The following is a 24,084-nucleotide window of genomic DNA, read 5'->3' as shown; positions in this document are numbered from 1 at the left end:
CCGGTCCATCACACCGGCGTTCAGCCGGTGGGCGGTTCGGCCGACCTGGCGGCGCGGGCGGCGAGACGGTCCATGCGGGCGCGGGCCGACTCCAGCTCCTCGACGTCCTCGGCGGCCGGACCGCCCTCCGCCATGAGCTCGGTCCACAGGCCGAGCAGATCCCGGCCCAGCGTCAGACCCAGCGCCGGGTCCCGCACCGCCCGCCACGCCGTGGCCGCGCCATGGAGACTGCCGTACGCCGCCTCCGTGTCCCGGGTGCGGTGGTGGGTCCGGGCCACGTCGAGGGAGAGGCCACAGGCGCGCTCCGGGTCGCCGGCCAGGTAAGCGATGTACGCGGCGAGTTCACGCATCCGGAGTACCTCGGAGTGCTCCAGCCCCAGCACGGCCGAAGCCTGCGCCACCGTCCGCTCCGCGAGTTCCGTCGCCTCCGTCGTCCGCCCCTCCTTCACGGCCTCGTTGATCTGCGCCATCTGCCCGGCGAAGGGCGAGGCGTCGGCGGTCGTGGCCGGCGGCGCGTCGCCGAGGACGGCTTCGGCCACGGCGTCGAAGCCTCGGGGCGGGGTGGGCCCGGGGTCCGGGTCGAGATCGCGGGCGGAGGGGAAGGGGGTGACGAGGATGGGTTCGGAGGCCGGGTCGGCTCGCGGTACGTCGGCTGGCGGTACGTCGGCTCGCGGTACGTCGGCTCGCGGTACGTCTGATCGCGGTACGTCTGATCGCGGTGTGACCGCCTGCGGTACGGCACCTTGCGGTACCGCACCTTGCGAAACGTCCCTCGGGTCCGGCCTCGCGTCCATGGTTGGCGGCGGGCCGAACTCCCCCTGCGGCGGCGCGACCGTGCCGGGCACCGCGTCCTGCACCGGCTCGGGCACCGACCCGGGCACCGCGCGCAGCCGGAACGTGGGCGAGGCGTCCGGCGCAGGGCCCGGCAGCGGTCGTAGGACATGCGTGGGCCTGTCCCGATGGGGCGCCGGGTCCGTCGGAAGCGGCGTGGGCGGGGATGGTGGCGCGGGCGGGTCCGCGGGTGGCCGTACGGCGTCTCCCGAGGCTCCGGGCACGCTCGGCACTCCCAGGGCTCCCGACGCATCCGGCGCTACCGGCACACTCGACGCACCCGACGCACCCGACGCACCCGGCACCGACGGCTCCCCCGGCGGAGCCGTCCGTACCGGATCGGCGGTGAACTCACTGGACCCGTCCTCCGCCACCCGCAGCGGGACGACGTAGCCGATGCGCTCGTCGTGAATCGTGGCGTGCACGGGGTGCCCGCTGGCGACGGCGATGCGCTGGAGATGGGTCAGGACAGCGCGCTGGATCTCCTCACCGGGAGCGGCGATGACGGGTACGCCGCCGATCGACGCGCCGCCCGCGCCCGGACCGACGGCAGGGACGTGCACCTCGATCGGCGCGGCCACGGGGGCCACAGAGGCCGCGGCATGTTTCTGTTCCCGCTTCATCGCGCGGCTCAGTCGAGACATCGCTTCCCTCACTCGCATGCGCCGACGAGATTCGCGGCCGACGCGTTCGGGTCCCATGGTGCCCCCTCCCGGCGTCGCGTTCCGCTTCCCCGGCGTCAACATCCGGTAGTACAGATCGGACACGTCGTACACGTACTGTCGAGTCTCTCCGGCCGCGCGCGGCGCGGGCGTCACCGGGACGTCACAGACTCGTTCCAGGAGCTTGTGCCACGTCACAGCGTTCTCATGCCTGACGCGAAGATCGTTGGCGTGACGAGGGAGGAGGGCGGGCATGGGGAGTGACATGCACGTGGAGCGGGGACGGCCCGAACCGGGGCCGGAGATCTGGGTCCGCGGGCCCGTCGCCCTGCCCGACGAACCCCCGCTCTCCCCTGCCGCCGCCACGCCCCGGCGCTTCTCCTGGGTCGGCGTGCACGGCGGGGCGGGTGTCTCCACGCTCGCCACCGTCTACGGCGGCCACGACTGCGGTCGCGCCTGGCCCGGTCCCGCCGATCCACGGTCGGTGCTGCTCGTGGCCCGTACGCACGCGGCCGGGTTGGCCGCCGCCCTCGGTGCACTCGAGGCCTTTCGGCGCGGGGAGGCTCCGCACGGGCTCGATCTCGATGCCGTCGTCCTGGTCGCGGACGCGCCGGGTCGGCTGCCGCGGCCGCTCGCCGAGCGCGTCAAGGTGATCGAGTCGGTCATCGACGTGTACCGGGTGCCGTGGGTGCCCGCCTGGCGGCTCGGCGAACCGGGTGGGCGGCCGCCGCGGGAGGCCGGGGCGTTGGCCCGGCTGACGGGGCACTCCCGGTGAGTTCGGCGGCCACCTCGGCCACCGAGATCGCCTCGGCCGTACGCTCGCGGGCCCTCCGCGCCGTCGATGTCGTCGCGGCGGCGGTCGAACGGATCGAACGGGCCGATCCCGTCCTGTCCGCCTTCATCGAGGTGTGGGGCGAGGAGGCGCTGCGGCGGGCCGGGGAGGTGGACGCGCGGGTCGACGCGGGTGAGCGGCTGCCGTTGGCCGGGGTGCCGATCGGGGTCAAGGGGCGGCATGGGCTGCGGACAGCGGGCCCGCTGCTCGCGGCGGGGTGCGTGCCGGTCGGGGCGACGTCCGTTCCGGGGCCCGGAACTCCCTGGCAGACCTGGGGACTTGGCCGGTACGGCCGTACGGCCAACCCCTGGCGGCACGACCGGACGCCGGGCGGCTCCTCGGCCGGGTCCGCGGCGGCGGTGGCGGCGGGGCTGGTGCCGCTCGCGACCGGGAGCGACGGGGCCGGGTCGGTGCGGATTCCGGCGGCGTGGTGCGGGGTCCTCGGGCTGAAGGCCGGCAACGGACGGTTGCCGTCGGCCGACCGCACGGGGCTGATGGCGCCGGGGGTGCTCGCCCGGTGCGTGGCGGATGTGGCGGCGTACTGGGAGGTGGTGTCGGCGGGGGGCGGGGCGCTGGGCGGCGATGGACGCTCCGGTTCCGGGGCGTACGCCAGGCCGTCCGGTGCCGGGGCGCACCTCAGGCCGTCGAACTCCACGTCGTCCGGTGCCGGGGCGCACCTCAGGCCGTCGTACCCGAGGTCGTCCGGTGCCGACGCGGACGACGCGTTGGCCGGCCTATACGACGCCCCGACCGCCATCTGGTCCCCGGACCTCGGCTTCGACTCCCCCGACCCGGACGTCGTGGCCGTCGCCCACGCCACGGCCGTACGGCTTGCCGAGGCCGGTGCCATACGGCTCGTACGGCCGCGGGATCCGCTCCGCCTCGACGACCCGGCCCCGGCATGGCTCGCCCTGCGGACCCCGGACGCCGACACCGGCCCGGCCGCCGCCCTCGACGCCCACCGGATCCGCGCCGCGAACGACAGCCGCCTGGCCGCCCTCTTCACCGAGGTCCGGCTGCTGGTGACGCCGACCGCCCCGACCTCGCCGCACGGCCACGACGGCCCTGGTGAGCGGTACTCCACCGCGCTGACCTGGGCGTTCAATCTGAGCGGGCATCCGGCGATCAGCATCCCGGCGGGGTTCGGGCCGGACGGGTGTCCGATCGGGCTCCAGTTGGTGGCGGCGCACGGGCGGGAGGCTCTGTTGCTCGACGTGGCGCGGGCGGCCGAGAGCGTCGTCGGACCCTGGACAGTTCCTTGCGTACGCATATAATGCACAGGCAAGTTATTGTCGTACGCCGACCATCTGGGGGATCCCATGACCCGCCGCTTCCTGTTCCTGCTGGGCAGCAGCCGCAGCGAGGGCAACACCGAGGTGCTGGCCCGCAAGGCCGCCGAGCAGTTGGCCGAGGACGTCGAGCAGGAGTGGATCAGCCTCGCCGACCACCCACTGCCGGACTTCACGGACGTACGCCAGGACGACGCACTCCCACCGTCCCCCACCGGGAACGCCGCGCTGCTGCTCGACGCCACGCTCGCGGCCACGGACGTGGTGATCGCCTCGCCGCTGTACTGGTACTCGGTGTCCGCCGCCACCAAGCGCTACCTGGACGAGTGGGAGAACTGGCTGCGCACCCCCGGCCTCGACTTCAAGGCGAAGATGGCCGAACGGACCCTGTGGGGCGTCACCGCGCTCTACCACAAGGAACACGAGGTCGCCGAGCCGCTGATCGGCACCCTCAACAACTCGGCCGCCTACTTCGGCATGCGCTTCGGCGGGGTCCTGCTGGGCAACGGCGGCCGCATCGATGACGTACTGGACGACACCGCGGCGCTCACGCGCGCCAAGACCTTCTTCGCCCAGGAGCCGCCGATCGCCCGCTTCCCTTACCAGGCCGCCTGAGGCCGCCCGAGGCCGCTGAGCCGATACCCGCACTGAGGCCGCCCGAGCCGATACCCGGACTGAAGCCGCCCGAGCCGCGACACCCAGGTGTCCGAGCGGAGCGCTACGCCGTGATGTCCTTCGTCGTGAACCTCGCCCATGCCGCCGACCCGAACACGGCCGCATAGAGGGCCTGAATCCCCAGGTTCTTGACGAGGTCGTCCCAGTAGACGGGTTCGCGCATCAGGTCGGCGAAGGACAGCCAGTAGTGGGAGAAGAAGTACGGCTGGATCGCGTGGAGCTGGGGGATCTGGTCGAGGATCTGGATGGTGATCAGCAGACCGACGGTCGTCGCCATCGCCGCGATGCCGCTGTTGGTCAGCGTCGAGACGAACAGGCCGAGGGCCGCCACCCCTATGAGTGACGCGGCGACGACCAGGGCGATCAGCAGCGCTCTGCCCAGCCCCTCCGCGAAGCTGATCCGGGTGCCGGAGATGGTCGTCAGCTCGCCCAGCGGGAAGAGCAGCGCCCCGACCGTGAGCGCCGAGACCGCGACCACGAGGGTGGCCACCAGGCAGAAGGCCATCGTGGTCGCGTACTTGGTGAGGAGCAGACGGGTGCGGCCGGCGGGGGCGACCAGGAGATAGCGCAGGGTGCCCGCGTTCGCCTCGCCCGCTATCGCGTCGCCCGCGATGACGCCGATCGCCATGGGCAGGAAGAACGGGAGCGTCGCGGCGAGTGCGGTGAACACCAGGAACAGGCCGTTGTTGGTGATCTGCGAGATGAACGCCGGGCCGCCGCCCTGCGGTCCACCGCCTCCCATCGACCCGCCGTCGCCGGTCTCGATCTTCACGGCGATCCCGACCAGGATCGGCACGGCGGCCAGGACGGCGAGCAGCGCGAGGGTGCGCCAGCGCCGGAAGGTGGTGAGCAGTTCGCTGCGGAGGAGGCCGAAGGTCCACAAGGGGCTGACCTTTCTGAACTCCCTGTCCTTCCTGACCTCCCTACCCTCCCTGTCCTTCCCGCCTTCTCTGTCCTTCCCGCCTTCCCTGTCCTTCCTGCCCTCCCTGTCCTTCCGGGCCCCTTCGATCGCGCCGCCCTGCCGGGCGGCTTCAGCCTGCGACATCGAACCCCTCCCCCGTGAGTGCCACGAACGCGTCTTCCAGGGAGGCCCGTTCGACGCCGAAGCCCCGGACGCGGACTCCGGCGGTCACCAACGCCGCGTTGACGTCGGCGAGATCACGGTCCGGAGGCTGCTCGGCGGTCACCCGGTCGTCGGTGATGACGACGTCACCGGCGCCCTGCTCCTTCAGCACCCGGGCCGCGTCCCCGGTGTCGGGCGTGGTCACGACGAGCCGGCCGCGTGTTCCCGCCGCCAGGTCCGCGACCGCGCCCTGGGTGATCAGCCGGCCCTGTGCCATCACGGCCGCGTGCGTGCAGACCTGTTCGATCTCGTCGAGGAGGTGGGAGGAGAGGAAGACGGTCGTGCCGTCGGACGCCAACTCCCTGATCAGAGCACGGATCTCGCGCATGCCCTGCGGGTCCAGCCCGTTGGTCGGCTCGTCGAGGACGAGGAGCCGGCGTGGCTGGAGGAGCGCGGCCGCGAGTCCCAGCCGTTGTTTCATGCCGAGCGAGTACGCCTTGGCCTTCTTGCTGCCGGCGGCCGTCAGGCCCACCCGGTCCAGCGCGGTCGCCACGCGGGCGCGCCGGGTGCGCGGATCGGCGGTCGGGTCGGCGGCGTCGTACCGGATGAGGTTGTCGCGGCCGGAGAGGAAGCCGTACAGGGCGGGCCCCTCGATGAGCGCGCCGACGTGCGGCAGTACGGCGCGCGCGGACCGGGGCATGGGCTGCCCGAGCACGCGCGCGGTACCGGAGGTGGGTTCGATCAGGCCCATCAGCATGCGGATGGTGGTGGTCTTGCCCGAGCCGTTCGGGCCGAGGAACCCGAAGACGCTGCCCGCCGGGACGGTCAGATCGAGACCGTCCACGGCGAGCTGCCCGCCGCGGTAGCGCTTGGTGAGGGCGCGGGTGGCGATCACCGTGTCGGCGACGTGGTCGACCGGGTCGGTCTGATCGGCCCGGCCGACCTCATCGACCGGGCCTGCCTGATCGATCTCACCGGACTGATCGACCTCGTCGGACTGATCGACCTCGTCGGCCTCCGCGGCGGGCGGTTCCTCCATGGGTTCCTCGGACTCCTCGGGCTCCTAGGGGTACGTCGATCGTGGTACGTCTACACCGGCCGGCCGGTTACCGGATCAACCCACCGGTAACCGGATCCGGTTCCCGATTCCGCGTTCACTTCCCGGAGTCGGCCGCCTCAACGAGCGCGTTCTTGTCGACCGCGCCCACATAGACCTTGCCGTCGTCCGTGACCAGGGCGTTGATCAGGCGGGTCTTGAAGACCGTGCCCGAGCCGAACTTGCCGGTGACCTTGTCGCCCAGGGAGTCGAGGAAGCCACCCATGTCGCCGCCGACCTCGGCGCCGGAGGGGACGCCCTCGCCGCCGGTGTCGAAGACGGCCACGGAGTTCCAGCCCTCGCCGATGACCTCGGGACGGCCCTCGGGCGCCTTGCCGAGCTTGTCCTCGGACTTCAGGCCGCCGAGTTCCTTGTCGAACTCCTTGCGCAGCTCGTCCTCGGACTTCGTGGAGCCGTGTTCCCGGGCCCTCCCCTCCAGCTCGTCCTCCTCGGTGACGTTCGCACCCTTGGGCGGGGTGAAGTCGAACGTGGAGGCGGCCGGCTTGGCGAAGCTGACCTGGGTGAAGCCCGCGTCGATCACTGCCGCGCCGCCGCTCGACGGGGTCAGCGTGAACTTCAGCGGCATGCCGGTCCTGGCGTCCACGGCGACGGTGATCGCGCCGACCGTGGTCCCGGACTTCTTCGGCTTGATGAGCAGCCGGTACGCGTCCCGGCCCGCGATCTGCGCCGTGCCGTCGACGGTGACGGACGTGGTGTCGTCGACCGCCTTGAGGGCCTCCTCGGCGAAGTCCTTCGGCGTGGCGGGAACGTCTTCCTTCTTCTGCCCGCCCTTGGCCTGCCCGTCCTTCGCCTCCTCGGCGGTGCCGTGGAAGACCTCGTTCGACTTGCTGTCGTAGCCCCAGACGTCCTTGCCGTTGTGGATGAGGCTGTACTCGGACGCGTTCTCCAGCAGGGAGAGCTTCTGCTTGTTCTCGCCGTCGAGGGCGACACGCAGGGTGTGCGTGCCGGAGGCCAGCTCGGTGAGCTTGGCCGACGGATCTGCGGACGATCCGTCACCCGACCCCGACCCCATGGCGCCGGAGGCGAAGCCGGCCCCCAGCCCGCCGAGGTCCGGCAGTCCCAGATCGGTGCTGATCTTCACGGTGCCGGACAACTGCTGTACGTCCGACTGGCCGATCTTCTCGATGAGTTGCGCCGCGGTGATCTCCGGCAGGTCCGGGTCGCCGGAGTCGGCGAGCGCCGGGACGAGCCCGATGGTCGCCGCCGCGACTCCCACCACCGCGACCGGGACGACGTACCGCGCGGCCTTGCGCCGCCCCGAGGACAGGTCGTCGACCTCCCCGGTGGTCGTACTGTCGTCGGATTCGTACGGTGCCATGTGTGCCCTACCTCCGTCGTCGGCGGCGGCTGCCCTTCTCGTTCCCCGCGAGTCTTACGACCCCGCACTCGTCCACCCCTGAGCCGCCATTCTCACCCGAATCGGTGAGGAGTGGTGATGTCCGTGGTGTCCATCTGACCAAATCCGCCAGGGAGATTCGTCAGCCTTCGGAGCCAACTCCACGTACACCTGCGGTATGACACACACAGGCGGCGCCTCCCCCGACCCGTAGGGGTCGACCGGGGAAGGCGCCGCTGTGCGCGCGAGGCGCTCGCGCCGATCAGCCGTCGGTGAAGCCGATCAGCCGTCGATGAACACGTAGTCGGCCTGGTAGGGCACCCCGACGATGGCGCCGGGCGTGCAGGAGCCGGCCGGGGCGACGCCGCCGACGGTGTTCAGCCGCAGGATCTCGGCCGTGTCGGCGAGCAGTCCGCGGTGCTTTCCGGACTGGCCGGCCTTCAGATCGAGCTCGGGGATGTTCCCGTCACCGTTCGGCGTCCTGGAGATGACGGCCCCCGTCACCGCACTGCCGTCCCGCGCGATCCACTGCGGCGTACCGGAGTTGGGCGCGACGAAGGAGTGCGCGATACGGCCGCCGAGTACGGCGCTGACGTCCCGCTGGGTGAAGGCGTACCCGCCGCCCTCGGCCGGCTTGCACTCGTAGATCTGCTTGCCCTTGATGACGGACGCCTGGAAGTTGTGCAGCGCGTCCCGGAAGTCGAACTCGGCGACGGTGACCTTGTGGAGCTGACCTCGGACGGCCCCGCCCGGGAACTCGGCGGTGTGGAGGTTGACGTAGAAGGAACTCGGGTCGGTCTTCAGGGCGTTGAGCAGGACGGGTTCCTTCACTGTGACGGTGCCGGTGAGGCTGTGGCCCGCGCCCTTGCCTTTGCCCTTGCCCTTTTCGAGGAGGCCGCCGAAGTCGACCTTGATGCCGCCGTTGGTGCCCTTGGCGCCCTGGTGGATGTGGAGGGCGGTCGGCTTGCCGGTGCCGCGCCAGGTGACGGCCACGGACACCTTGTCGCCCCTGACCTTCACGAACTGCAGGGCGGCCCCGTCCTTGTCCCCGACGGCCGGGCCACCCTCGACGGGCACCTCGTTCGCCCCGCGAAGACTGGCGGCGAGGACCGTACCCGCGCTCCCTGGTGCGTCGCCTCCGGCGGCGAAGGCGGGAATCACCGCGGCGGCGACCCCACCGGCGGCAGCCACCGCGACAGCGGTGACGATCAGGCTCTTACGGCCCTTCGAGAACGTCGCGCTCATGCCCATGATGCTGTTTTCTCCCCGTATGACAGCTGACACCCCCTGCGTCAGCTTCTGGGTAGCCATACGGGGGTGATCTCACTTTGGACTCAGTCCAACTCTGTGACGTACGACACCCTCTCAGCCCGTCCGGCGTTTGAGGACGAGGCCGAAGGCCGACAGCGGGGGTCCAGGGGGCGGCAGCCCCCTGGCGGGGGGTGGAAGGGGTGGATGGGGCGGAGCCCCTTCAAGGGATGGGACGGGTAGGGGCGGCGGGGGCGAAACTACCCGGCCCGATGCACAACGGCGTCGCACAACTCCATCAACGCGGCCTTGGCATCAATGTCCGGCAACGGCGCCAGCGCGGCCCGCGCATCCTCCGCATACCGCACCGTGTCCCGCCGAGCCTGCTCCAGCGCCGGATGCACCCGAAGCTGAGCCAACGCCTCCGCGAGCCGCGCGTCATCACTCAGATCGGAGTCCAGCAACTCGCACAACGCGATGTCCTCCGCCAGCCCCAACCGCTCGGCCCGCTCCCGCAACCGCAGCACCGGCAGCGTCGGAATCCCCTCCCGGAGATCCGTACCCGGCGTCTTCCCGGACTCATGGGAGTCGCTCGCGATGTCCAGTACGTCATCCGCCAGCTGGAAGGCGACCCCCAGCCGCTCCCCGTACTGGGTCAGTACATCGACCACCGTCTCGTCGGCGCCCGACATCATCGCGCCGAACCGGCACGAGACCGCCACCAGCGACCCGGTCTTCCCGCTGAGCACATCGAGGTAGTGCTCGACCGGATCCCGGCCGTCCTGCGGTCCCGCCGTCTCCAGGATCTGCCCGGTGACCAGTCGCTCGAACGCCTCGGCCTGCACCCGCACCGCCTCGGGCCCGAGGTCGGCGAGGATGTGCGAGGCACGCGCGAACAGGAAGTCCCCGGTCAGGACGGCGACCGAGTTGCCCCAGCGGGTGTTCGCGCTGTCGACGCCCCGCCGCACCTCCGCCTCGTCCATGACGTCGTCGTGGTACAGCGTCGCCAGATGGGTCAGCTCCACCACCACCGCCGACGGCACGACTCCCGGCGCATACCGGTCCCCGAACCGGGCAGCGAGCATCACGAGCAGCGGCCGGAACCGCTTTCCACCCGCCCGCACCAGATGCTGGGCGGCCTCGGTGATGAAGGGGACCTCACTCTTGGTGGCTTCGAGCAATCCCTCCTCGACAGCCGCCAATCCGGCCTGGACATCGGCTTCCAGAGCCTGGTCCCGCACGCTCAGCCCGAACGGCCCGACGACGGTCACGAGGGGTCTCCTGTCTGCTGGTGTCTACTGGCGGTTACACGGTTTGTCGATAGGTCGCTGCCATCACTCAAGTCAGCGTATCCGGTCAAGTTTCGATCACCGATGCCGCCCACCCGTCCACCACGGGCGGTATCGGATCACGGCGGGTATGTTTTTGATCACGTGATAAGGCCGGATATCCATCGACTTATAGGGAAGTAGCGGGCCGTGTTCCGAACCGAAGTCGATATCCAGCCCGAATGCGAGCCGCCGTCGCACGACGACCGCGCCTTCTTCGGCCGGCCCCGAGGCCTTCTCACGCTCTCCGGCCTGGAGGTCTGAGAACGCTTTTCGTTCCTCGGCATGCAGGCCATCCTCGTCCTGTACTTCGCCGACACGGTCGCCCACGGCGGTATGGGCATGTCGGCCGGGACCGCCGCCTCCGTCTCCGCCGCCTACGGCACCCTCGTCCATCTGGTCTCCGTCGCCGGCGGCCGGCTCGCCGACCGCATCCTCGGCTCGTACCGCGCGGTGCTGTGGGGCGGCATCCTGATCGCCTGCGGCGACTACGCCATGGCGGTGCCGGCCGGCGGCATGACGTGGGTGGGCCTCGGTCTGATCAGCGCGGGCACGGGACTCCTCAAGCCCAACGTGGCCACCATGGTCGGCAAGCTCTACCGCACCGACGACGACCGTCGGGACGCCGGCTTCGCGCGCTACTACATGGCGATCAACATCGGCGCCTTCGCCGGCCCGCTCGTCACCGGCCGGCTCGGCGACCACAAGGGCTGACACTGGGGCTTCTCGGCGGCCGCGATCGGCATGACGTTCGGTCTGATCCAGTACGTCGTCGGCCGCCGGCACCTGGGCGGACGGAAGCAGGCCGCCGAGTTCGCGCCGGCCCCGGCCGCCATAAGTTCGTACCTGCTGCTCGGCCTCGGCGACATCCTGCTGGAGACCTCCGGCATGTCGGCCACGACCAAGCTCGCCCCGGCCGCCTTCGCCGGCCAGACCATGTCCCTCTGGTTCCTCTCCCTCGCCCTGGCCAACGGCCTCCAGGCCCAGACGGTCAAGCTCTACGACGACGTCTCCCAGCCCGCCTACTTCGGCGTCAACGGCGCGATCGCGGTGGCCGCGGGGCTCGCCGTGATGGCCGCGACACGCTGGCTGCGCCGCACGATGCGCCCGGTGCACTGACCGGACACGTAGCACCCGGTGCACTGACCGGACACGCGGCGCCCGGTGCGCTGTCCCGACACGTCGCACCCGGTCCACCACTGACCCGACGGGGATCCCGCTCATGCACATCCGTACGTCCTTCCCCTACGAGACGACCCACCACGACCTCCGTATCCCGCTCCCGGACGGGACCCTGCTGTACGCGCGCGTGTGGCGCCTCCTGACGGACGAGCCCGTACCGGCGCTCCTCGAATACCTGCCGTACCGCCTCACCGACTGGACCGCGCCCCGCGACCAGCAGCGCCACCCCTGGTACGCCGGCCGCGGCTACGCCTCCGTGCGCGTGGACATCCGGGCCACGGCAACAGCGAGGGCATGCCGACGGACGAGTACTCGGCGACGGAGCTGGCCGACGGGATCGAGGTGGTCGACTGGCTGGCGGCGCAGCCCTGGTGCAACGGCAAGGTCGGCATGTTCGGCATCTCCTGGGGCGGCTTCAACTCCCTCCAGATCGCGGCCCTCGCGCCCGAGCCGCTCAAGGCGATCGTCACGGTCTGCTCGACGGGCGATCGCTATGACAACGACGTGCACTGCATGGGAGGTTCCGTCCTCGCCGTCGATATGCACGCGTGGGCGTCGACCATGCTCGCCTTCGTCGCCCGGCCGCCGGACCCGCTGTATGCCGGCGATGCCTGGCGGGACATGTGGCTCAAGCGGCTGGAGGCCGTCGAACCGTTCCTGCACACCTGGCTCGGCCACCAGACCCACGACGACTACTGGCGCCACGGCAGCGTCTGCGAGGACTACGGCGCGATCGACGCCGCCGTCCTGGCGGTGGGCGGCTGGCACGACCCGTACCGCGACACCGTCCTGCGCCTGGTCGAGCACCTGCCCGCCGACCGCGTCCGGGGCCTGATCGGCCCCTAATCGCACCAGTACCCCGACCGCGGCCTGCCGCCGGGCCCGGCGATCGGCTTCCTCAAGAAGACCCTGCGCTGGTGGGACCACTGGCTCAAGGACGAGGACACAGGCGTCATGTCCGAGCCCCTCCTGCGTTCCTACGTCAGCGACTCGCACCGCCCGGCCACGGTGTACCCCACGCTGCCCGGCCGCCGGGTCGGCGAGCCGGCCTGGCCCTCTCCCCACGTGCGCACGGTGACGTACGCCTTCCAGGGCGCCCCCGTCCTGGTGCGCTCCCCCCTGCACACCGGCATCGACGCCGGTCGTTTCTTCCCCTTCGGCAACGACGCCGACCTGCCGCCCGACCAGTGGGAGGAGGACGCGCGCTCGGCGTGCTTCGAGTTCGAAGTGGGCGAGGAGACCTGGGTGTTGGGGCGGCCCGGGGTGCGGCTGAGGTCGGAGGTGCCGCGCGGGCAGGTCGTCGCCCGGCTCTGCGACATGGCGCCGAGCGGTTCCTCGACCCTGGTCACCCGGGGCCTGCTGAACCTGTCGGCGCGTCATGGCCGCGACCGCGTGGTGCCGTGGGAGCCGGGCGCCACCGAGGACGTGACGTTCGAACTCAACGGCATCGGACACGCCTCCCCGCCCGGTCACCGCATCCGCCTCGCCGTCTCCTCCGCGTACTGGCCGTGGATCTGGCCCCAGCCGGACTCGGCGGCGGGCTTCGGCCTGGAACCGGCGGGCAGCGCACTGGAACTTTCGGTACGCGCACGTGCGTTGGGTGAATCGGGGGACGAGGCGGCAGACGGCACGGCGGACGGCTCGGCGATCACCTTCGAGGAACCGGAGCAGGCGGAGCCGCTCGGCGTGAACCCGCCCGTCACGCCGGACGAGCCGCGCCCCGAGCGGCTGGTCGTGCGGGACGTGGCCATGGGCGAGTGGCGCCTGGAGGTCGACTCGGGTTACGGCGGCACGCGCGTGTACCCCGACGGTCTGGAGTTCACCGAGGACGCGCTGGAGACGTACACGATCAACGAGGCGGACCCGCTGTCGGCCCGCACCCGCTCGGACTGGTCGATCCGTCTGCACCGCCCGGAGCTCGCATGGGACGCGACGGTGCGGACCCGCTCGGAGATCAGCTGCGACCGGCACGACTTCGTCCGGCACTACTTCGTCACCTCCAACGAGATGATCTACCCGGAGGGCGAAGAGGTACTTTTCCACCGTACATGGGAGAAACGGACTCCACGGACAGCCGGTTAAAGGCGAGTTGGATCCATTGCCCGATTTGCCGCTCTTATGGATGGCAGTGAGTTGGGTCACGCCCACCCGGCCGCCCACCCCACCCGGAGCGCCCTCGCCTCCCCTTGCTTCACAAGCAAGTTGAGACTTGGCAACCGCAAAGGATCAAGCACCCCATACACGCCAGACCATGGTCAACCGGCACGACAGGTGACTACGGCACTTGTTCCGGACATGTGCTCTCGCATACGTTCCCGCTCAGTCGGGCGGACGCCGAATCCTGCCGCCGCCCGAGTCATCCACCCACGGAACTCACACACGTACGGCAGGAGCGGGGGACCCAGGTAAGCCGCCGGGACGGACGCCTTGATGGCGCACCGGACCGGCTAGGGGTGAAGTCGCGCTGCCGTACGGCGGCGCGGCCGGGCATCTCCCGCCCGAACCCGACAGCTCACCTCGCAGGCGCCGGAGAGGAACAGCGCCATGTCCCGAGGCAAGCACCGCCGCCCCCGCACCAACCCGCTCACCCGCCGCGTCGCCATGGCCGGCACCGGCACCGCCGCTCTCGCGCTCCCGCTGCTGAGCGCCACCGCCGCGAGCGCCGCCCAGCCGGCTCAGGCCCCCACCGCCGCCCAGGCGGCACCCCAGTCCGCTCCCTCCGCGGCGAAGGCCAAGACCATCACGTACACCACGAAAAAGGGTGATTCGCTCTATGGCATCGCGGAGCGGTACGACGCGCAGGGCGGCTGGAAGCAGCTGTACAAGGACAACCGCAAGACCGTCGGCGACAACCCCCGGCTGATCCACCCGGGCGTCGACCTGCAGGTCCGGGCGACCAAGAAGGCCGACACGTCGACCCGGACGGCCGACAAGGCGTCCGCTCCCGCCAAGAAGTCCGCCGTCGCCCAGGCCACCCAGTCCTCGGTGAAGACGTTCCCGAACAACCTCGACGGCTGGATCCGCAACGCCCTGGACATCATGGGACAGAACGGAATCCCGGGGTCGTACGAGGGCATTCACCGCAACATCATGCGCGAGTCGTCCGGCAACCCCCAGGCCATCAACAACTGGGACTCCAACGCCGCCGCGGGCACCCCGTCCAAGGGCCTCCTGCAGGTCATCGACCCCACCTTCGCGGCGTACCACGTGCCGGGGACGGTGTACGACCCCTTCGACCCGGTCGCGAACATCGCGGCCGCGTGCAACTACGCGGCCGCGCGTTACGGCTCGATCGACAACGTGAACGGGCCCTACTAAGCCCAACACGGGACACGCTCGGCCAATTCGTCCCTACTGGACGAAATCGACCAGCCTGCCCGCGAACAGTCTCTCGAGGACGACGGCGATGCCGTCGTCCTCGTTCGACAGGGTGATCTCGTCGGCGACCGCCTTGAGTTCGGGGTGGGCGTTGGCCATCGCCACCCCACGTGCGGCCCAGTCGAACATGGGGATGTCGTTGGGCATGTCCCCGAAGGCGATGGTCTCGTGCGCGCCCAGACCGAGATGCTCGGCGGCGAGCGCGAGACCGGTCGCCTTGGTGATGCCGCATGGCTGGAGTTCGACGGTCCCGGGCCCGGACATGGTGACCGTGGCGAGGGAACCGACGACCGAGCGTGCCGTCGCCGCCAACTCGTCGTCGGACAGGGTGGGATGGCGCAGCAGCACCTTGCTGATCGGCTCGCACCACAGGTCGTCGCGGTGCTGGACGCGTACGGCGGGCAGGGTGGGATGGGGCATCAGGTACCCGGGTTCGATGAGCGTGAGCCCGTCGACGCCGTCCTGGTCGACGGCCGCGTACACCTCCCCGACCTCGGCCTCGATCTTGCCGAGCGCGGTCTCCGCCAACTCCCGGTCCAGGGTGATGGACCACAACAGACGGTCCGCGCCGGCGACGTACAACTGCGCGCCCTGTCCGCACACCGCGAGCCCCCGGCTGCCCAGGACGTCGAGGAGCGGCCGCACTCTGGGCGCCGGCCGCCCCGTCACGACGAGGTGCTGGGCACCGGCCGCCGCGACCTGCGCGAGCGCGTCGAGGGAGCGGTCGGAGAGCGTGTCGTCGCCTCGGAGCAGCGTCCCGTCCAGGTCAGTGGCGATGAGTGAATATGCGATGGGTGGGGCCATGATCAGAGAATACGGACAGGAAGCCCCATCGACTCGATGTGAACCGGACGGCTGCTGTGTTCACATGTGTTGACACCTGTTCCGGTTCGGATTGTGTTTCCGTGTGCGCAACTTCCTTCCGCTTGTTGCGATTTCACTCCCACGTGGTCCGTCGGCCGCGTCATCGTCTTGCCGCGGGGGCGCTCGAGCGTCGACCGGGTGCCGCGACCTGGTGATTCGCCGGCCTCGGCGACGCGAGCTCCGCACTGCCCAAGACCGCCGCCTCACCCGTAACGTGTGGCCCGACCACATGGCACGGAGCGTACGAGAGTGAGGCAGCACCCCATGCCCCCCTTTGATCTCCCCGAGGGCGATCCCTTCGGCACGCACAACCTTCCGTACGGCGTCTTCTCCCTCCCCGGCTCGGACTCCGCACGCCGGGTAGGCGTCCGGCTCGGCGACCACGTCCTCGACGCGGGCAAGGCGGCCTACGCGCTCGGCTCGCCGTACGCCCCGCTGCTCGCCCAGGACTCCCTGAACCCGCTGCTCGCCGCGGGCCACACCACCTGGTCGGACGTGCGCCGCGCGCTGACGGCGTGGGTGACGGTCCCGGCGCACCAGGAGGCCGTCGCGGACCTGTTCCACCCCCTGTCCTCGGTGACCCTGCACCTCCCCTTCGAGGTCGCGGACTACGTCGACTTCTACGCCTCCGAGAACCATGCCCGGAACGTCGGCCAGATCTTCCGCCCCGACGCCGCGGACTCCCTCACCCCCAACTGGAAGCACCTGCCGATCGGTTACCACGGCCGCTCCGGCACGGTGGTCGTGTCCGGCACGGATGTCGTACGCCCGTCCGGCCAGCGCAAGGCCCCCACTGATCCGGCCCCGGTGTTCGGCCCCTCGGTCCGCCTGGACATCGAGGCCGAGGTCGGCTTCGTGGTCGGGACGCCGTCGGACATGGGCAAGCCGGTGGCGCTCGGCGACTTCCGGGAGCACGTCTTCGGCCTGTGCCTCCTCAACGACTGGTCGGCACGCGACCTCCAGGCCTGGGAGTACGTCCCCCTCGGCCCGTTCCTCGGCAAGTCCTTCGCCACGTCGGTGTCGGCGTGGATCACCCCGCTGGACGCGCTGGAGGAGGCACGGGTGGCAGCGCCGGAGCGGACGCACCCCCTGCTGCCGTACCTGGACGACTCCGGCTCCGCAGCGGAACCCGGCGGCTACGACCTGCGCATCTCGGTGGCCATCAACGGCCACGTCGTCTCCGAGCCCCCCTTCTCCACCATGTACTGGACGGCCGCCCAGCAGCTCGCCCACATGACCGTGAACGGCGCCTCCCTCCGCACCGGCGACCTCTACGGCTCCGGCACGGTGAGCGGCCCCACCGAACGCGAGCGCGGCTCCCTGCTGGAGCTGACCTGGAACGGCCGGGACCCTCTCGAACTCCCCGACGGCAAGCGCACGTTCCTGGAGGACGGCGACGTGGTGACCCTGTCCGCCTGGGCTCCTGGACCGGGCGGGATTCGGGTGGGGCTGGGCGAGGTCACCGGGCAGGTTGTAGCCGGCAACTGACACGAGACCGGGGAGACGCCGGCGGCAGCCCCGCCGGCGTCGCCGGCCGACCGTGGCCGTGTGAGGCTCGCGTTCACGATTCGGCGGATGAACGCCTGCTGGCGGTAGGTCAGTTGACTGCGGGCCTGGGGCCTGCCACGGGAAGAGGGGCACGGGCCGTGTCGGCGTACGCACGGTGCCCTGCGGCGAGTTCGGCGACTCTTCACCGCTGACTCCGGCGACCGTCACCGTCATACTGGCTGGCGGTGGTGTGTTCCTCGCCCACCGCCCCGCATGGCCGCCCGCGCACCTCCCCTGACCAGGATCCGGAGCCTCCGGCATGACCTTCTGCCTGCTCCTGTTGAGCACCGTCGCTCTGACAGCAGCCGTGCCCGTTCCGCGTGCGCTGACCCGGGCCTCGTGGCCCGAACGGGAACCCGTGGTCGCGCTCTGGGTGTGGCAGTGCCTGGTCGCCACCGTCCTGCTGTGCTGCCTGACGGCGCTGGCCTTGGGCGCCGCCGCCGTCTTCGGCACCGTACGCGCGCAGCTCTTCGCCCCCGCGCCGCCCGCGGTGACCGCGGCGTACGACCTCTCGTCCGCACCGGCCTGGGCCGTCGTCCTGACCCTGCTCCTGGCCTGCGGTGCCGCCTGGACCACCGCGATGCTGGGACGCGAACTCGCCGAGGCCCGCCGCCGCCGCAGCCAGGCCCGGGCCCACCTGCTCGAACGTGCCCCCGACCTGCCGGCCGGGCTGCCCGCAGCGCGTGGCCCCCTCCTGGTCCTGGAGGACGAGTACCCGGACGCCTGGTGGATGCCCGGCAACCCGGCCCAGCTGATCGTCACCACCGGCGCCCTGCACCGCCTCACCGACCACCAGCTCGACGCCGTCCTCACCCATGAACGCGGCCACGCCCGCGCCCGCCACGACTGGCTCCTCCACCTCTCGACCGCCCTCGCCACCGGCTTCCCCCGCATCCCGCTGTTCGCCCACTTCTGCGACCAGACCCACCGCCTGGTCGAACTGGCCGCCGACGACACGGCGTCCCGCCGCTGCGGTCACCTGACGACGGCTCTGGCCCTGATCGAGCTCAATCAGCACCGAGGCGTCCTCTCCTGCGCCTCCACCCACCGCCTCCTGGGCGAACGCGTCAACCGCCTCCTCCAGCCACCCCCACGCCTGGGCCGCCGTGACCGCGCCCTCACCACGACGCTGGCAGCACTGGTACCGCTGCTCCCGCTCCTGATCACGTTCGCCCCGGGGCTGACGGCACTGGGCTGAGGCCTACGGACCGCCATGGCGGCCGACTGGGCGACTCGTCCGGCTGATCGCCGGGCGCGCCTCCCGCCCCTAGGCCCAGTCCTCCGGCTCCGCGTCCATCTCGGGCCAGTCGTCCGCCGCGTCGTGATCCGCCCCCGGGTTCGCCTCAGCCGCCGCCCCCGCGCCGGACTCCCCGCGCACGGAGCCCAGCACCTCCAGCACGCCCTCCCCGTACGTCGCCAGCTTCTTCTCCCCCACCCCGCCGACGCCACCGAGCTCCCGCACGGACGCGGGCCACACCGTCACGATCTCCCGCAGCGTCGCGTCATGGAAGATCACATAGGCCGGAACCCCCTGCTCGCGAGCCTGCTCGGCCCGCCAGGCCCGCAGCGCCTCGAAGGCCGGTACCAGCTCCTCCGGCAACTCGGCCACCGCCGCCTTGGCCTTGCGCTCTCCGCGCCCGGAACCCGCGGCACCCGACCCCGACGCCGACCGCGAGGTCACCGGCTTCTTCGGCTCCTTCCGCAGCGGCACCTCCCGCTCCCGCCGCAGCACGGTGCCGCTGGCCTCGGTCAGCACGAGCGTCCCGTACTCCCCCTCGACCGCCAGCAGCCCCTGCGCGAGCAACTGCCGGATGACCCCCCGCCATTCGCCCTCGCTCAGCTCCTCGCCGATACCGAACACGGACAGCTGGTCGTGGTCGAACTGGATCACCTTGCCGGTGCGCTTGCCCAGCAGGATGTCGACGATCTGCAGCGCGCCGAACTTCTGCCCCCGCTCGCGCTGCAGCCGCACCACCGTCGACAGCACCTTCTGCGCCGCGATCGTGCCGTCCCAGGTCTCCGGCGGTGTCAGGCAGGTGTCGCAGTTGCCGCAGCCCGCCGCATCGGGGTCCTGACCGAAGTAGGCGAGCAGCTGTCCGCGTCTGCACTGAGCCGTCTCGCAGAGCGCCAGCATCGCGTCCAGGTGCGAGGCGGCCCGGCGCCGGAACGCCTCGTCGCCCTCGCCCGACTGGATCAGCTTGCGCTGCTGTATGACGTCGTTGAGGCCGTAGGCCATCCAGGCCGTGGAGGGCAGGCCGTCGCGGCCGGCGCGGCCCGTCTCCTGGTAGTAGCCCTCGACCGACTTCGGCAGGTCGAGGTGGGCGACGAACCGCACGTCCGGCTTGTCGATGCCCATCCCGAAGGCGATGGTGGCGACCACGACCAGCCCCTCCTCCCGAAGGAACCGGGACTGGTGCGCCGCGCGCGTGCCCGCGTCCAGGCCCGCGTGGTACGGCACCGCCTCGATGCCGTTGCGGCTCAGGAACTCGGCCGTCGCCTCCACGGACTTGCGGGACAGGCAGTACACGATGCCCGCGTCGCCCGCGTGCTCCTCGCGCAGGAAGCTCAGGAGCTGCTTCTTCGGGTCCGCCTTCGGCACGATCCGGTACTGGATGTTGGGCCGGTCGAAGCTCGCCACGAAGTGCCGGGCGGTCGGCATGTGCAGCCGCTGGGTGATCTCCTGGTGCGTCGCATGCGTGGCCGTGGCCGTGAGCGCGATCCGGGGGACCTCCGGCCAGCGCTCGCCTAGCAGCGAGAGGGCCAGATAGTCGGGGCGGAAGTCGTGGCCCCACTGGGACACGCAGTGCGCCTCGTCGATCGCGAACACCGCGATCTTGCCGCGCGACAGCAGGTCCAGTGTCGAGTCGAGCCGCAGTCGCTCCGGCGCGAGGTAGAGCAGGTCCAGCTCACCCGCCAGGAACTCCGCCTCCACCACGCGCCGCTCGTCGAAGTCCTGCGTGGAGTTGACGAACCCGGCACGCACACCGAGCGCCCGCAGCGCGTCCACCTGGTCCTGCATCAGCGCGATGAGGGGCGAGACGACGATGCCCGTACCCGGTCTGACCAGGGACGGAATCTGGTAGCAGAGCGACTTGCCGCCGCCGGTCGGCATGAGCACGACGGCGTCACCACCGGCCACCACATGCTCGATGACGGCTTCCTGCTCACCGCGGAAGGCCTCGTATCCGAAGACCCGGTGCAGCGCGGCCAGCGCCTCGCTGTCGCCCGCCCGTGCCGCCTCGGTCACCGTTGGCATCTCGCTGATCCCGCCCGTCGCACCCATCGTCGTGCCCCCCGTACGTCGTCCCTCGACCACTGCCTCCACGATAGGGGTCGCCACCGACAGCACCGGAGTTATCCACAGGCTCACGCCTCACCCGTTCGTGATCGGCCGGCAGCCTTGCGTGACCGGCGAGCGGGCGGGCCTCTCCACATCACAGCGGCCCGGCGTCCCCCCGAGGGAAGCCGGGCCGCTGCCGTACAAGCGGGCCGTACGCGCGGGCGCCGAGTCAGCGCACGAACACCCCCGCCGTACTCGCCAGATCCAGGAAGTACTGCGGCGCCACACCCAGCACCAGCGTGACCGCCACACCGACCCCGATCGCCGTCATCGTCAGCGGCGACGGAACGGCGACCGTCGGGCCCTCGGGCCTCGGCTCGCTGAAGAACATCAGCACGATGACGCGGATGTAGAAGAACGCCGCGATCGCCGACGAGATCACACCGACCACGACCAGAGGGGCCGCCCCGCCCTCCGCCGCCGCCTTGAACACGGCGAACTTCCCGGCGAAACCGGAGGTCAGCGGAATGCCGGCGAAGGCCAGCAGGAACACCGCGAACACGGCCGCGACCAGCGGCGAACGTCGGCCCAGACCAGCCCAGTTGGACAGATGTGTCGCCTCACCGCCGGCGTCCCGCACCAGCGTCACCACGGCGAACGCCCCGATCGTCACGAACGAGTACGCGGCCAGGTAGAAGAGAACGGAGGACACCCCGTCCGGCGTGGTCGCGATGACACCCGCGAGGATGAACCCGGCGTGCGCGATGGACGAGTACGCCAGCAGCCGCTTGATGTCGGTCTGCGTGATCGCGACGATGGCACCGCCCAGCATGGTGACGATCGCGACGCCCCACATGACCGGCCGCCAGTCCCAGCGCAGGCCGGGCAGCACGACGTACAGGATCCGCAGCAGCGCACCGAAGGCGGCCACCTTCGTCGCCGCCGCCATGAACCCGGTCACCGGGGTCGGGGCACCCTGGTAGACGTCGGGCGTCCACATGTGGAACGGCACCGCGCCCACCTTGAACAGCAGACCCATGACGATCATCGCGGCGCCGACGAGCAGCAGCGCGTCGTTGCCCATGGTGTCCGCGAGGGCCGGGGTGACCTCCGGGACCGTACCGTCGACGACCTGCGCGATCGCCGCGTAGGACACGGAGCCCGCGTAGCCGTACAGCAGTGCGATACCGAACAGGGTGAACGCGGACGCGAAGGCACCCAACAGGAAGTACTTGACCGCGGCCTCCTGCGACATGAGCCGCTTGCGGCGGGCCAGCGCGCACATCAGGTACAGCGGGAGCGAGAAGACTTCCAGGGCGATGAACAGGGTCAGCAGGTCGTTGGCCGCCGGGAAGATCAGCATGCCGGCGACCGCGAACATCAGCAGCGGGAACACCTCGGTGGTGGTGAACCCGGCCTTCACCGCGGCCTTCTCGCTGTCACTGCCCGGCACGGACGCGGCCTGCGCGGCGAAGGAGTCGACCCGGTTGCCGTGTGCCGCGGGGTCGAGTCGCCGTTCGGCGAAGGTGAACAGGCCGACCAGGCCCGCCAGCAGGATCGTGCCCTGCAGGAAGAGGGCCGGCCCGTCGACCGCGATCGCGCCCATCGCGGCGATGCCCGCCTTGGTCGTGGCGTATCCGTCGGCCGCGAGCGCCACGACCGCGGCGAAGGCCGCGACGAGCGCCACGGTGGAGACGAACACCTGCGCGTAGTAACGAGCCTTGCGCGGGACGACCGCCTCGATCAGCACCCCGACGATCGCCGCGCCGATGATGATCAGGGTGGGAGACAGTTGGCCGTACTCGATCTTCGGCGAGTCGATCTTCGAGATCGGATCGGCCGCGGTTGTCCACAGGCTGTGGACAGCTGTTGCGCTCACTTGGCCGCCTCCACCTCAGGCTGGGGGTCCTTCTTCTGTACGTCGGACATGGTCTGCTTGACCGCCGGGTTGACGATGTCCGTGACGGGCTTCGGGTAGACGCCCAGGAAGATCAGCAGTACGACCAGCGGGGCGACGACCACGAGCTCACGCACCCTGAGGTCGGGCATGGCGGAGACCTCCGGCTTCACCGGGCCCGTCATCGTCCTCTGGTAGAGGACGAGGGTGTAGAGCGCGGCGAGCACGATGCCGAAGGTGGCGATGATGCCGATCACCGGGTAGCGCGTGAACGTGCCGACCAGGACCAGGAACTCACTGACGAAGGGTGCCAGTCCCGGCAGCGACAGGGTCGCCAGACCACCGATCAGGAAGGTGCCGGCGAGCACCGGGGCGACCTTCTGCACACCGCCGTAGTCGGCGATGAGCCGCGAGCCGCGCCGGGAGATCAGGAACCCGGCCACCAGCATCAACGCGGCCGTCGAGATCCCGTGGTTGACCATGTACAGCGTCGCGCCGGACTGGCCCTGGCTGGTCATCGCGAAGATGCCCATGATGATGAAGCCGAAGTGCGAGATCGACGCGTACGCGATCAGACGCTTCATGTCGCGCTGGCCGACCGCGAGCAGCGCCCCGTAGATGATGCTGATCAGCGCCAGCACGAGGATCGCGGGCGTCGCCCACTTGCTGGCCTCCGGGAACAGCTGGAGGCAGAAGCGGAGCATCGCGAACGTGCCCACCTTGTCGACGACCGCCGTGATGAGGACGGCGACCGGTGTGGTGGCCTCCCCCATCGCGTTGGGCAGCCAGGTGTGCAGCGGCCACAGGGGTGCCTTCACGGCGAAGGCGAAGAAGAAGCCGAGGAACAGCCAGCGTTCGGTGTTGGTCGCCATGTCGAGCGTGCCGTTGGCGCGGGCCTCGGCGATCTCCTGGAGGCTGAAGTTCCCGGCGACCACATAGAGGCCGATCACCGCGGCCAGCATGATCAGACCGCCGACCAGGTTGTAGAGCAGGAACTTCACTGCCGCGTACGACCGTTGCGTCGACGCCACCTTCTCGCCGTGCTCGTGGGCACGGTCCCCGAAGCCTCCGATGAGGAAGTACATCGGGATGAGCATGGCTTCGAAGAAGATGTAGAAGAGGAAGACGTCGGTGGCCTCGAAGGAGATGATCACCATCGCCTCGACGGCCAGGATCAGGGCGAAGAAGCCCTGCGTCGGCCGCCAACGGCTGCTGCCGGTCTCCAGCGGGTCGGCGTCGTGCCAGCCCGCGAGGATGATGAACGGGATCAGCAGCGCCGTCAGCGCGACCAGCGCCACCGCGATGCCGTCCACGCCGAGTTCGTAGCGCACCCCGAAGTCCGCGATCCAGGCGTGGGATTCAGTGAGCTGGTAGCGGTCGCCGTCCGGGTCGAAGCGGACCAGGACGGTGATCGCGAGGGCGAGCGTGCCGAGCGAGACGAGCAGCGCCAGCCATTTGGCGGCGGTGCGCTGCGCGGCCGGTACGGCGGCCGTGGCGATCGCCCCGATCGCCGGGAGCACCGCCGTAGCTGTCAGCAGAGGAAAGGACATCGGT

General features: G+C 70.7%; 16 protein-coding genes, 2 pseudogenes and 1 riboswitch. Of the genes and pseudogenes, 8 read left to right on the top strand and 10 right to left on the bottom strand.

Annotated features, from left to right (window positions below):
- Positions 1-20 precede the first annotated feature (20 nt).
- Positions 21-1,475, bottom strand: a complete 1,455-nt coding sequence (locus ABIE67_RS27465) for a tetratricopeptide repeat protein (RefSeq protein ID WP_370262770.1) — start codon at positions 1,473-1,475, stop codon at positions 21-23.
- A gap of 271 nt (positions 1,476-1,746) precedes the next feature.
- On the opposite strand from ABIE67_RS27465, the gene ABIE67_RS27460 reads away from it, so the two are divergent.
- The 3 genes from ABIE67_RS27460 to ABIE67_RS27450 are packed head-to-tail and all read left to right on the top strand — an operon-like array spanning position 1,747 to position 4,229.
- A complete protein-coding gene (locus tag ABIE67_RS27460) occupies positions 1,747-2,268 on the top strand; it encodes a DUF6668 family protein (protein WP_370262768.1) in 522 nt (173 codons plus the stop codon).
- Positions 2,265-3,599: an amidase gene (locus ABIE67_RS27455; protein WP_370262766.1), complete on the top strand. Its 1,335-nt coding sequence runs from the start codon at positions 2,265-2,267 to the stop codon at positions 3,597-3,599. The genes ABIE67_RS27460 and ABIE67_RS27455 overlap by 4 nt, the downstream gene beginning before the upstream one ends.
- Before the next feature lie 45 nt (positions 3,600-3,644).
- Positions 3,645-4,229, top strand: coding sequence for a flavodoxin family protein (locus ABIE67_RS27450; protein ID WP_370262764.1), 585 nt, complete (start codon positions 3,645-3,647; stop codon positions 4,227-4,229).
- 103 nt (positions 4,230-4,332) lie between these two features.
- Here the strand turns inward: ABIE67_RS27450 and ABIE67_RS27445 are convergent, their stop codons facing one another.
- The 5 genes from ABIE67_RS27445 to ABIE67_RS27425 all read right to left on the bottom strand — a co-directional run bounded on the left by ABIE67_RS27445 (position 4,333) and on the right by ABIE67_RS27425 (position 10,324).
- On the bottom strand, positions 4,333-5,334 hold the full coding sequence (locus ABIE67_RS27445; protein WP_370262762.1) for an ABC transporter permease: 1,002 nt from the start codon (positions 5,332-5,334) through the stop codon (positions 4,333-4,335).
- Entirely contained in the window at positions 5,321-6,391 is a 1,071-nt protein-coding gene (locus tag ABIE67_RS27440) for an ABC transporter ATP-binding protein (RefSeq protein WP_370262760.1), read from the bottom strand. Before ABIE67_RS27440 ends, ABIE67_RS27445 begins: the two co-directional genes overlap by 14 nt.
- A gap of 115 nt (positions 6,392-6,506) precedes the next feature.
- Positions 6,507-7,787, bottom strand: coding sequence for an outer membrane lipoprotein carrier protein LolA (locus tag ABIE67_RS27435; RefSeq protein ID WP_370262756.1), 1,281 nt, complete (start codon positions 7,785-7,787; stop codon positions 6,507-6,509).
- Between the two features lie 300 nt (positions 7,788-8,087).
- Entirely contained in the window at positions 8,088-9,050 is a 963-nt protein-coding gene (locus ABIE67_RS27430; RefSeq protein WP_370262752.1) for a CHRD domain-containing protein, read from the bottom strand.
- Positions 9,051-9,313: 263 nt separating this feature from the next.
- Positions 9,314-10,324: a polyprenyl synthetase family protein gene (locus ABIE67_RS27425; RefSeq protein WP_370262749.1), complete on the bottom strand. Its 1,011-nt coding sequence runs from the start codon at positions 10,322-10,324 to the stop codon at positions 9,314-9,316.
- Between the two features lie 207 nt (positions 10,325-10,531).
- Between ABIE67_RS27425 and ABIE67_RS27420 the strand changes: the two are divergent.
- The 3 genes and pseudogenes from ABIE67_RS27420 to ABIE67_RS27410 all read left to right on the top strand — a co-directional run bounded on the left by ABIE67_RS27420 (position 10,532) and on the right by ABIE67_RS27410 (position 14,881).
- Positions 10,532-11,500, top strand: a pseudogene (locus ABIE67_RS27420) (peptide MFS transporter).
- 103 nt (positions 11,501-11,603) lie between these two features.
- Positions 11,604-13,645, top strand: a pseudogene (locus ABIE67_RS27415) (CocE/NonD family hydrolase).
- Between the two features lie 272 nt (positions 13,646-13,917).
- Positions 13,918-14,102: riboswitch (cyclic di-AMP (ydaO/yuaA leader) on the top strand.
- Between the two features lie 5 nt (positions 14,103-14,107).
- Entirely contained in the window at positions 14,108-14,881 is a 774-nt protein-coding gene (locus ABIE67_RS27410) for a transglycosylase SLT domain-containing protein (protein ID WP_370262745.1), read from the top strand.
- A gap of 33 nt (positions 14,882-14,914) precedes the next feature.
- On the opposite strand, the gene ABIE67_RS27405 is transcribed toward ABIE67_RS27410, so the two are convergent.
- Complete coding sequence (locus ABIE67_RS27405) at positions 14,915-15,745, bottom strand: HAD family hydrolase (protein ID WP_370262741.1); 831 nt, start codon at positions 15,743-15,745, stop codon at positions 14,915-14,917.
- 324 nt (positions 15,746-16,069) lie between these two features.
- Here ABIE67_RS27405 and fahA point away from each other — a divergent pair, with 324 nt between their 5' ends.
- Both fahA and ABIE67_RS27395 read left to right on the top strand, forming a co-directional pair.
- Entirely contained in the window at positions 16,070-17,293 is a 1,224-nt protein-coding gene (gene fahA, locus ABIE67_RS27400) for a fumarylacetoacetase (RefSeq protein ID WP_370262737.1), read from the top strand.
- A gap of 319 nt (positions 17,294-17,612) precedes the next feature.
- On the top strand, positions 17,613-18,551 hold the full coding sequence (locus ABIE67_RS27395; RefSeq protein ID WP_370262734.1) for a M56 family metallopeptidase: 939 nt from the start codon (positions 17,613-17,615) through the stop codon (positions 18,549-18,551).
- A gap of 69 nt (positions 18,552-18,620) precedes the next feature.
- On the opposite strand, the gene recQ is transcribed toward ABIE67_RS27395, so the two are convergent.
- The 3 genes from recQ to ABIE67_RS27380 all read right to left on the bottom strand — a co-directional run bounded on the left by recQ (position 18,621) and on the right by ABIE67_RS27380 (position 24,080).
- Entirely contained in the window at positions 18,621-20,636 is a 2,016-nt protein-coding gene (gene recQ / locus ABIE67_RS27390; RefSeq protein ID WP_370269004.1) for a DNA helicase RecQ, read from the bottom strand.
- Positions 20,637-20,862: 226 nt separating this feature from the next.
- A complete protein-coding gene (nuoN, locus tag ABIE67_RS27385) occupies positions 20,863-22,512 on the bottom strand; it encodes an NADH-quinone oxidoreductase subunit NuoN (protein WP_370262730.1) in 1,650 nt (549 codons plus the stop codon).
- Positions 22,509-24,080 carry an NADH-quinone oxidoreductase subunit M gene (locus ABIE67_RS27380; RefSeq protein ID WP_370262725.1) on the bottom strand — a complete coding sequence of 524 codons (1,572 nt, stop codon included), beginning with the start codon at positions 24,078-24,080 and terminating at the stop codon, positions 22,509-22,511. The genes nuoN and ABIE67_RS27380 overlap by 4 nt, the downstream gene beginning before the upstream one ends.
- Positions 24,081-24,084: the final 4 nt, after the last annotated feature.

Source organism: Streptomyces sp. V4I8 (genome assembly GCF_041261225.1).
Classification (GTDB): Bacteria; Actinomycetota; Actinomycetes; order Streptomycetales; family Streptomycetaceae; genus Streptomyces.
This window is presented reverse-complemented; position numbering and strand designations above follow the sequence as displayed.

Coding starts and splice junctions, on each gene's coding strand:
- ABIE67_RS27465 (WP_370262770.1), bottom strand. CDS start 1,475: ATGTCTCGACTGAGCCGCGCGATGAAGCGGGAACAGAAACATGCCGCG.
- ABIE67_RS27460 (WP_370262768.1), top strand. CDS start 1,747: ATGGGGAGTGACATGCACGTGGAGCGGGGACGGCCCGAACCGGGGCCG.
- ABIE67_RS27450 (WP_370262764.1), top strand. CDS start 3,645: ATGACCCGCCGCTTCCTGTTCCTGCTGGGCAGCAGCCGCAGCGAGGGC.
- ABIE67_RS27445 (WP_370262762.1), bottom strand. CDS start 5,334: ATGTCGCAGGCTGAAGCCGCCCGGCAGGGCGGCGCGATCGAAGGGGCC.
- ABIE67_RS27440 (WP_370262760.1), bottom strand. CDS start 6,391: ATGGAGGAACCGCCCGCCGCGGAGGCCGACGAGGTCGATCAGTCCGAC.
- ABIE67_RS27435 (WP_370262756.1), bottom strand. CDS start 7,787: ATGGCACCGTACGAATCCGACGACAGTACGACCACCGGGGAGGTCGAC.
- ABIE67_RS27430 (WP_370262752.1), bottom strand. CDS start 9,050: ATGAGCGCGACGTTCTCGAAGGGCCGTAAGAGCCTGATCGTCACCGCT.
- ABIE67_RS27410 (WP_370262745.1), top strand. CDS start 14,108: ATGTCCCGAGGCAAGCACCGCCGCCCCCGCACCAACCCGCTCACCCGC.
- ABIE67_RS27405 (WP_370262741.1), bottom strand. CDS start 15,745: ATGGCCCCACCCATCGCATATTCACTCATCGCCACTGACCTGGACGGG.
- fahA (WP_370262737.1), top strand. CDS start 16,070: ATGCCCCCCTTTGATCTCCCCGAGGGCGATCCCTTCGGCACGCACAAC.
- ABIE67_RS27395 (WP_370262734.1), top strand. CDS start 17,613: ATGACCTTCTGCCTGCTCCTGTTGAGCACCGTCGCTCTGACAGCAGCC.
- recQ (WP_370269004.1), bottom strand. CDS start 20,636: ATGGGTGCGACGGGCGGGATCAGCGAGATGCCAACGGTGACCGAGGCG.
- ABIE67_RS27380 (WP_370262725.1), bottom strand. CDS start 24,080: ATGTCCTTTCCTCTGCTGACAGCTACGGCGGTGCTCCCGGCGATCGGG.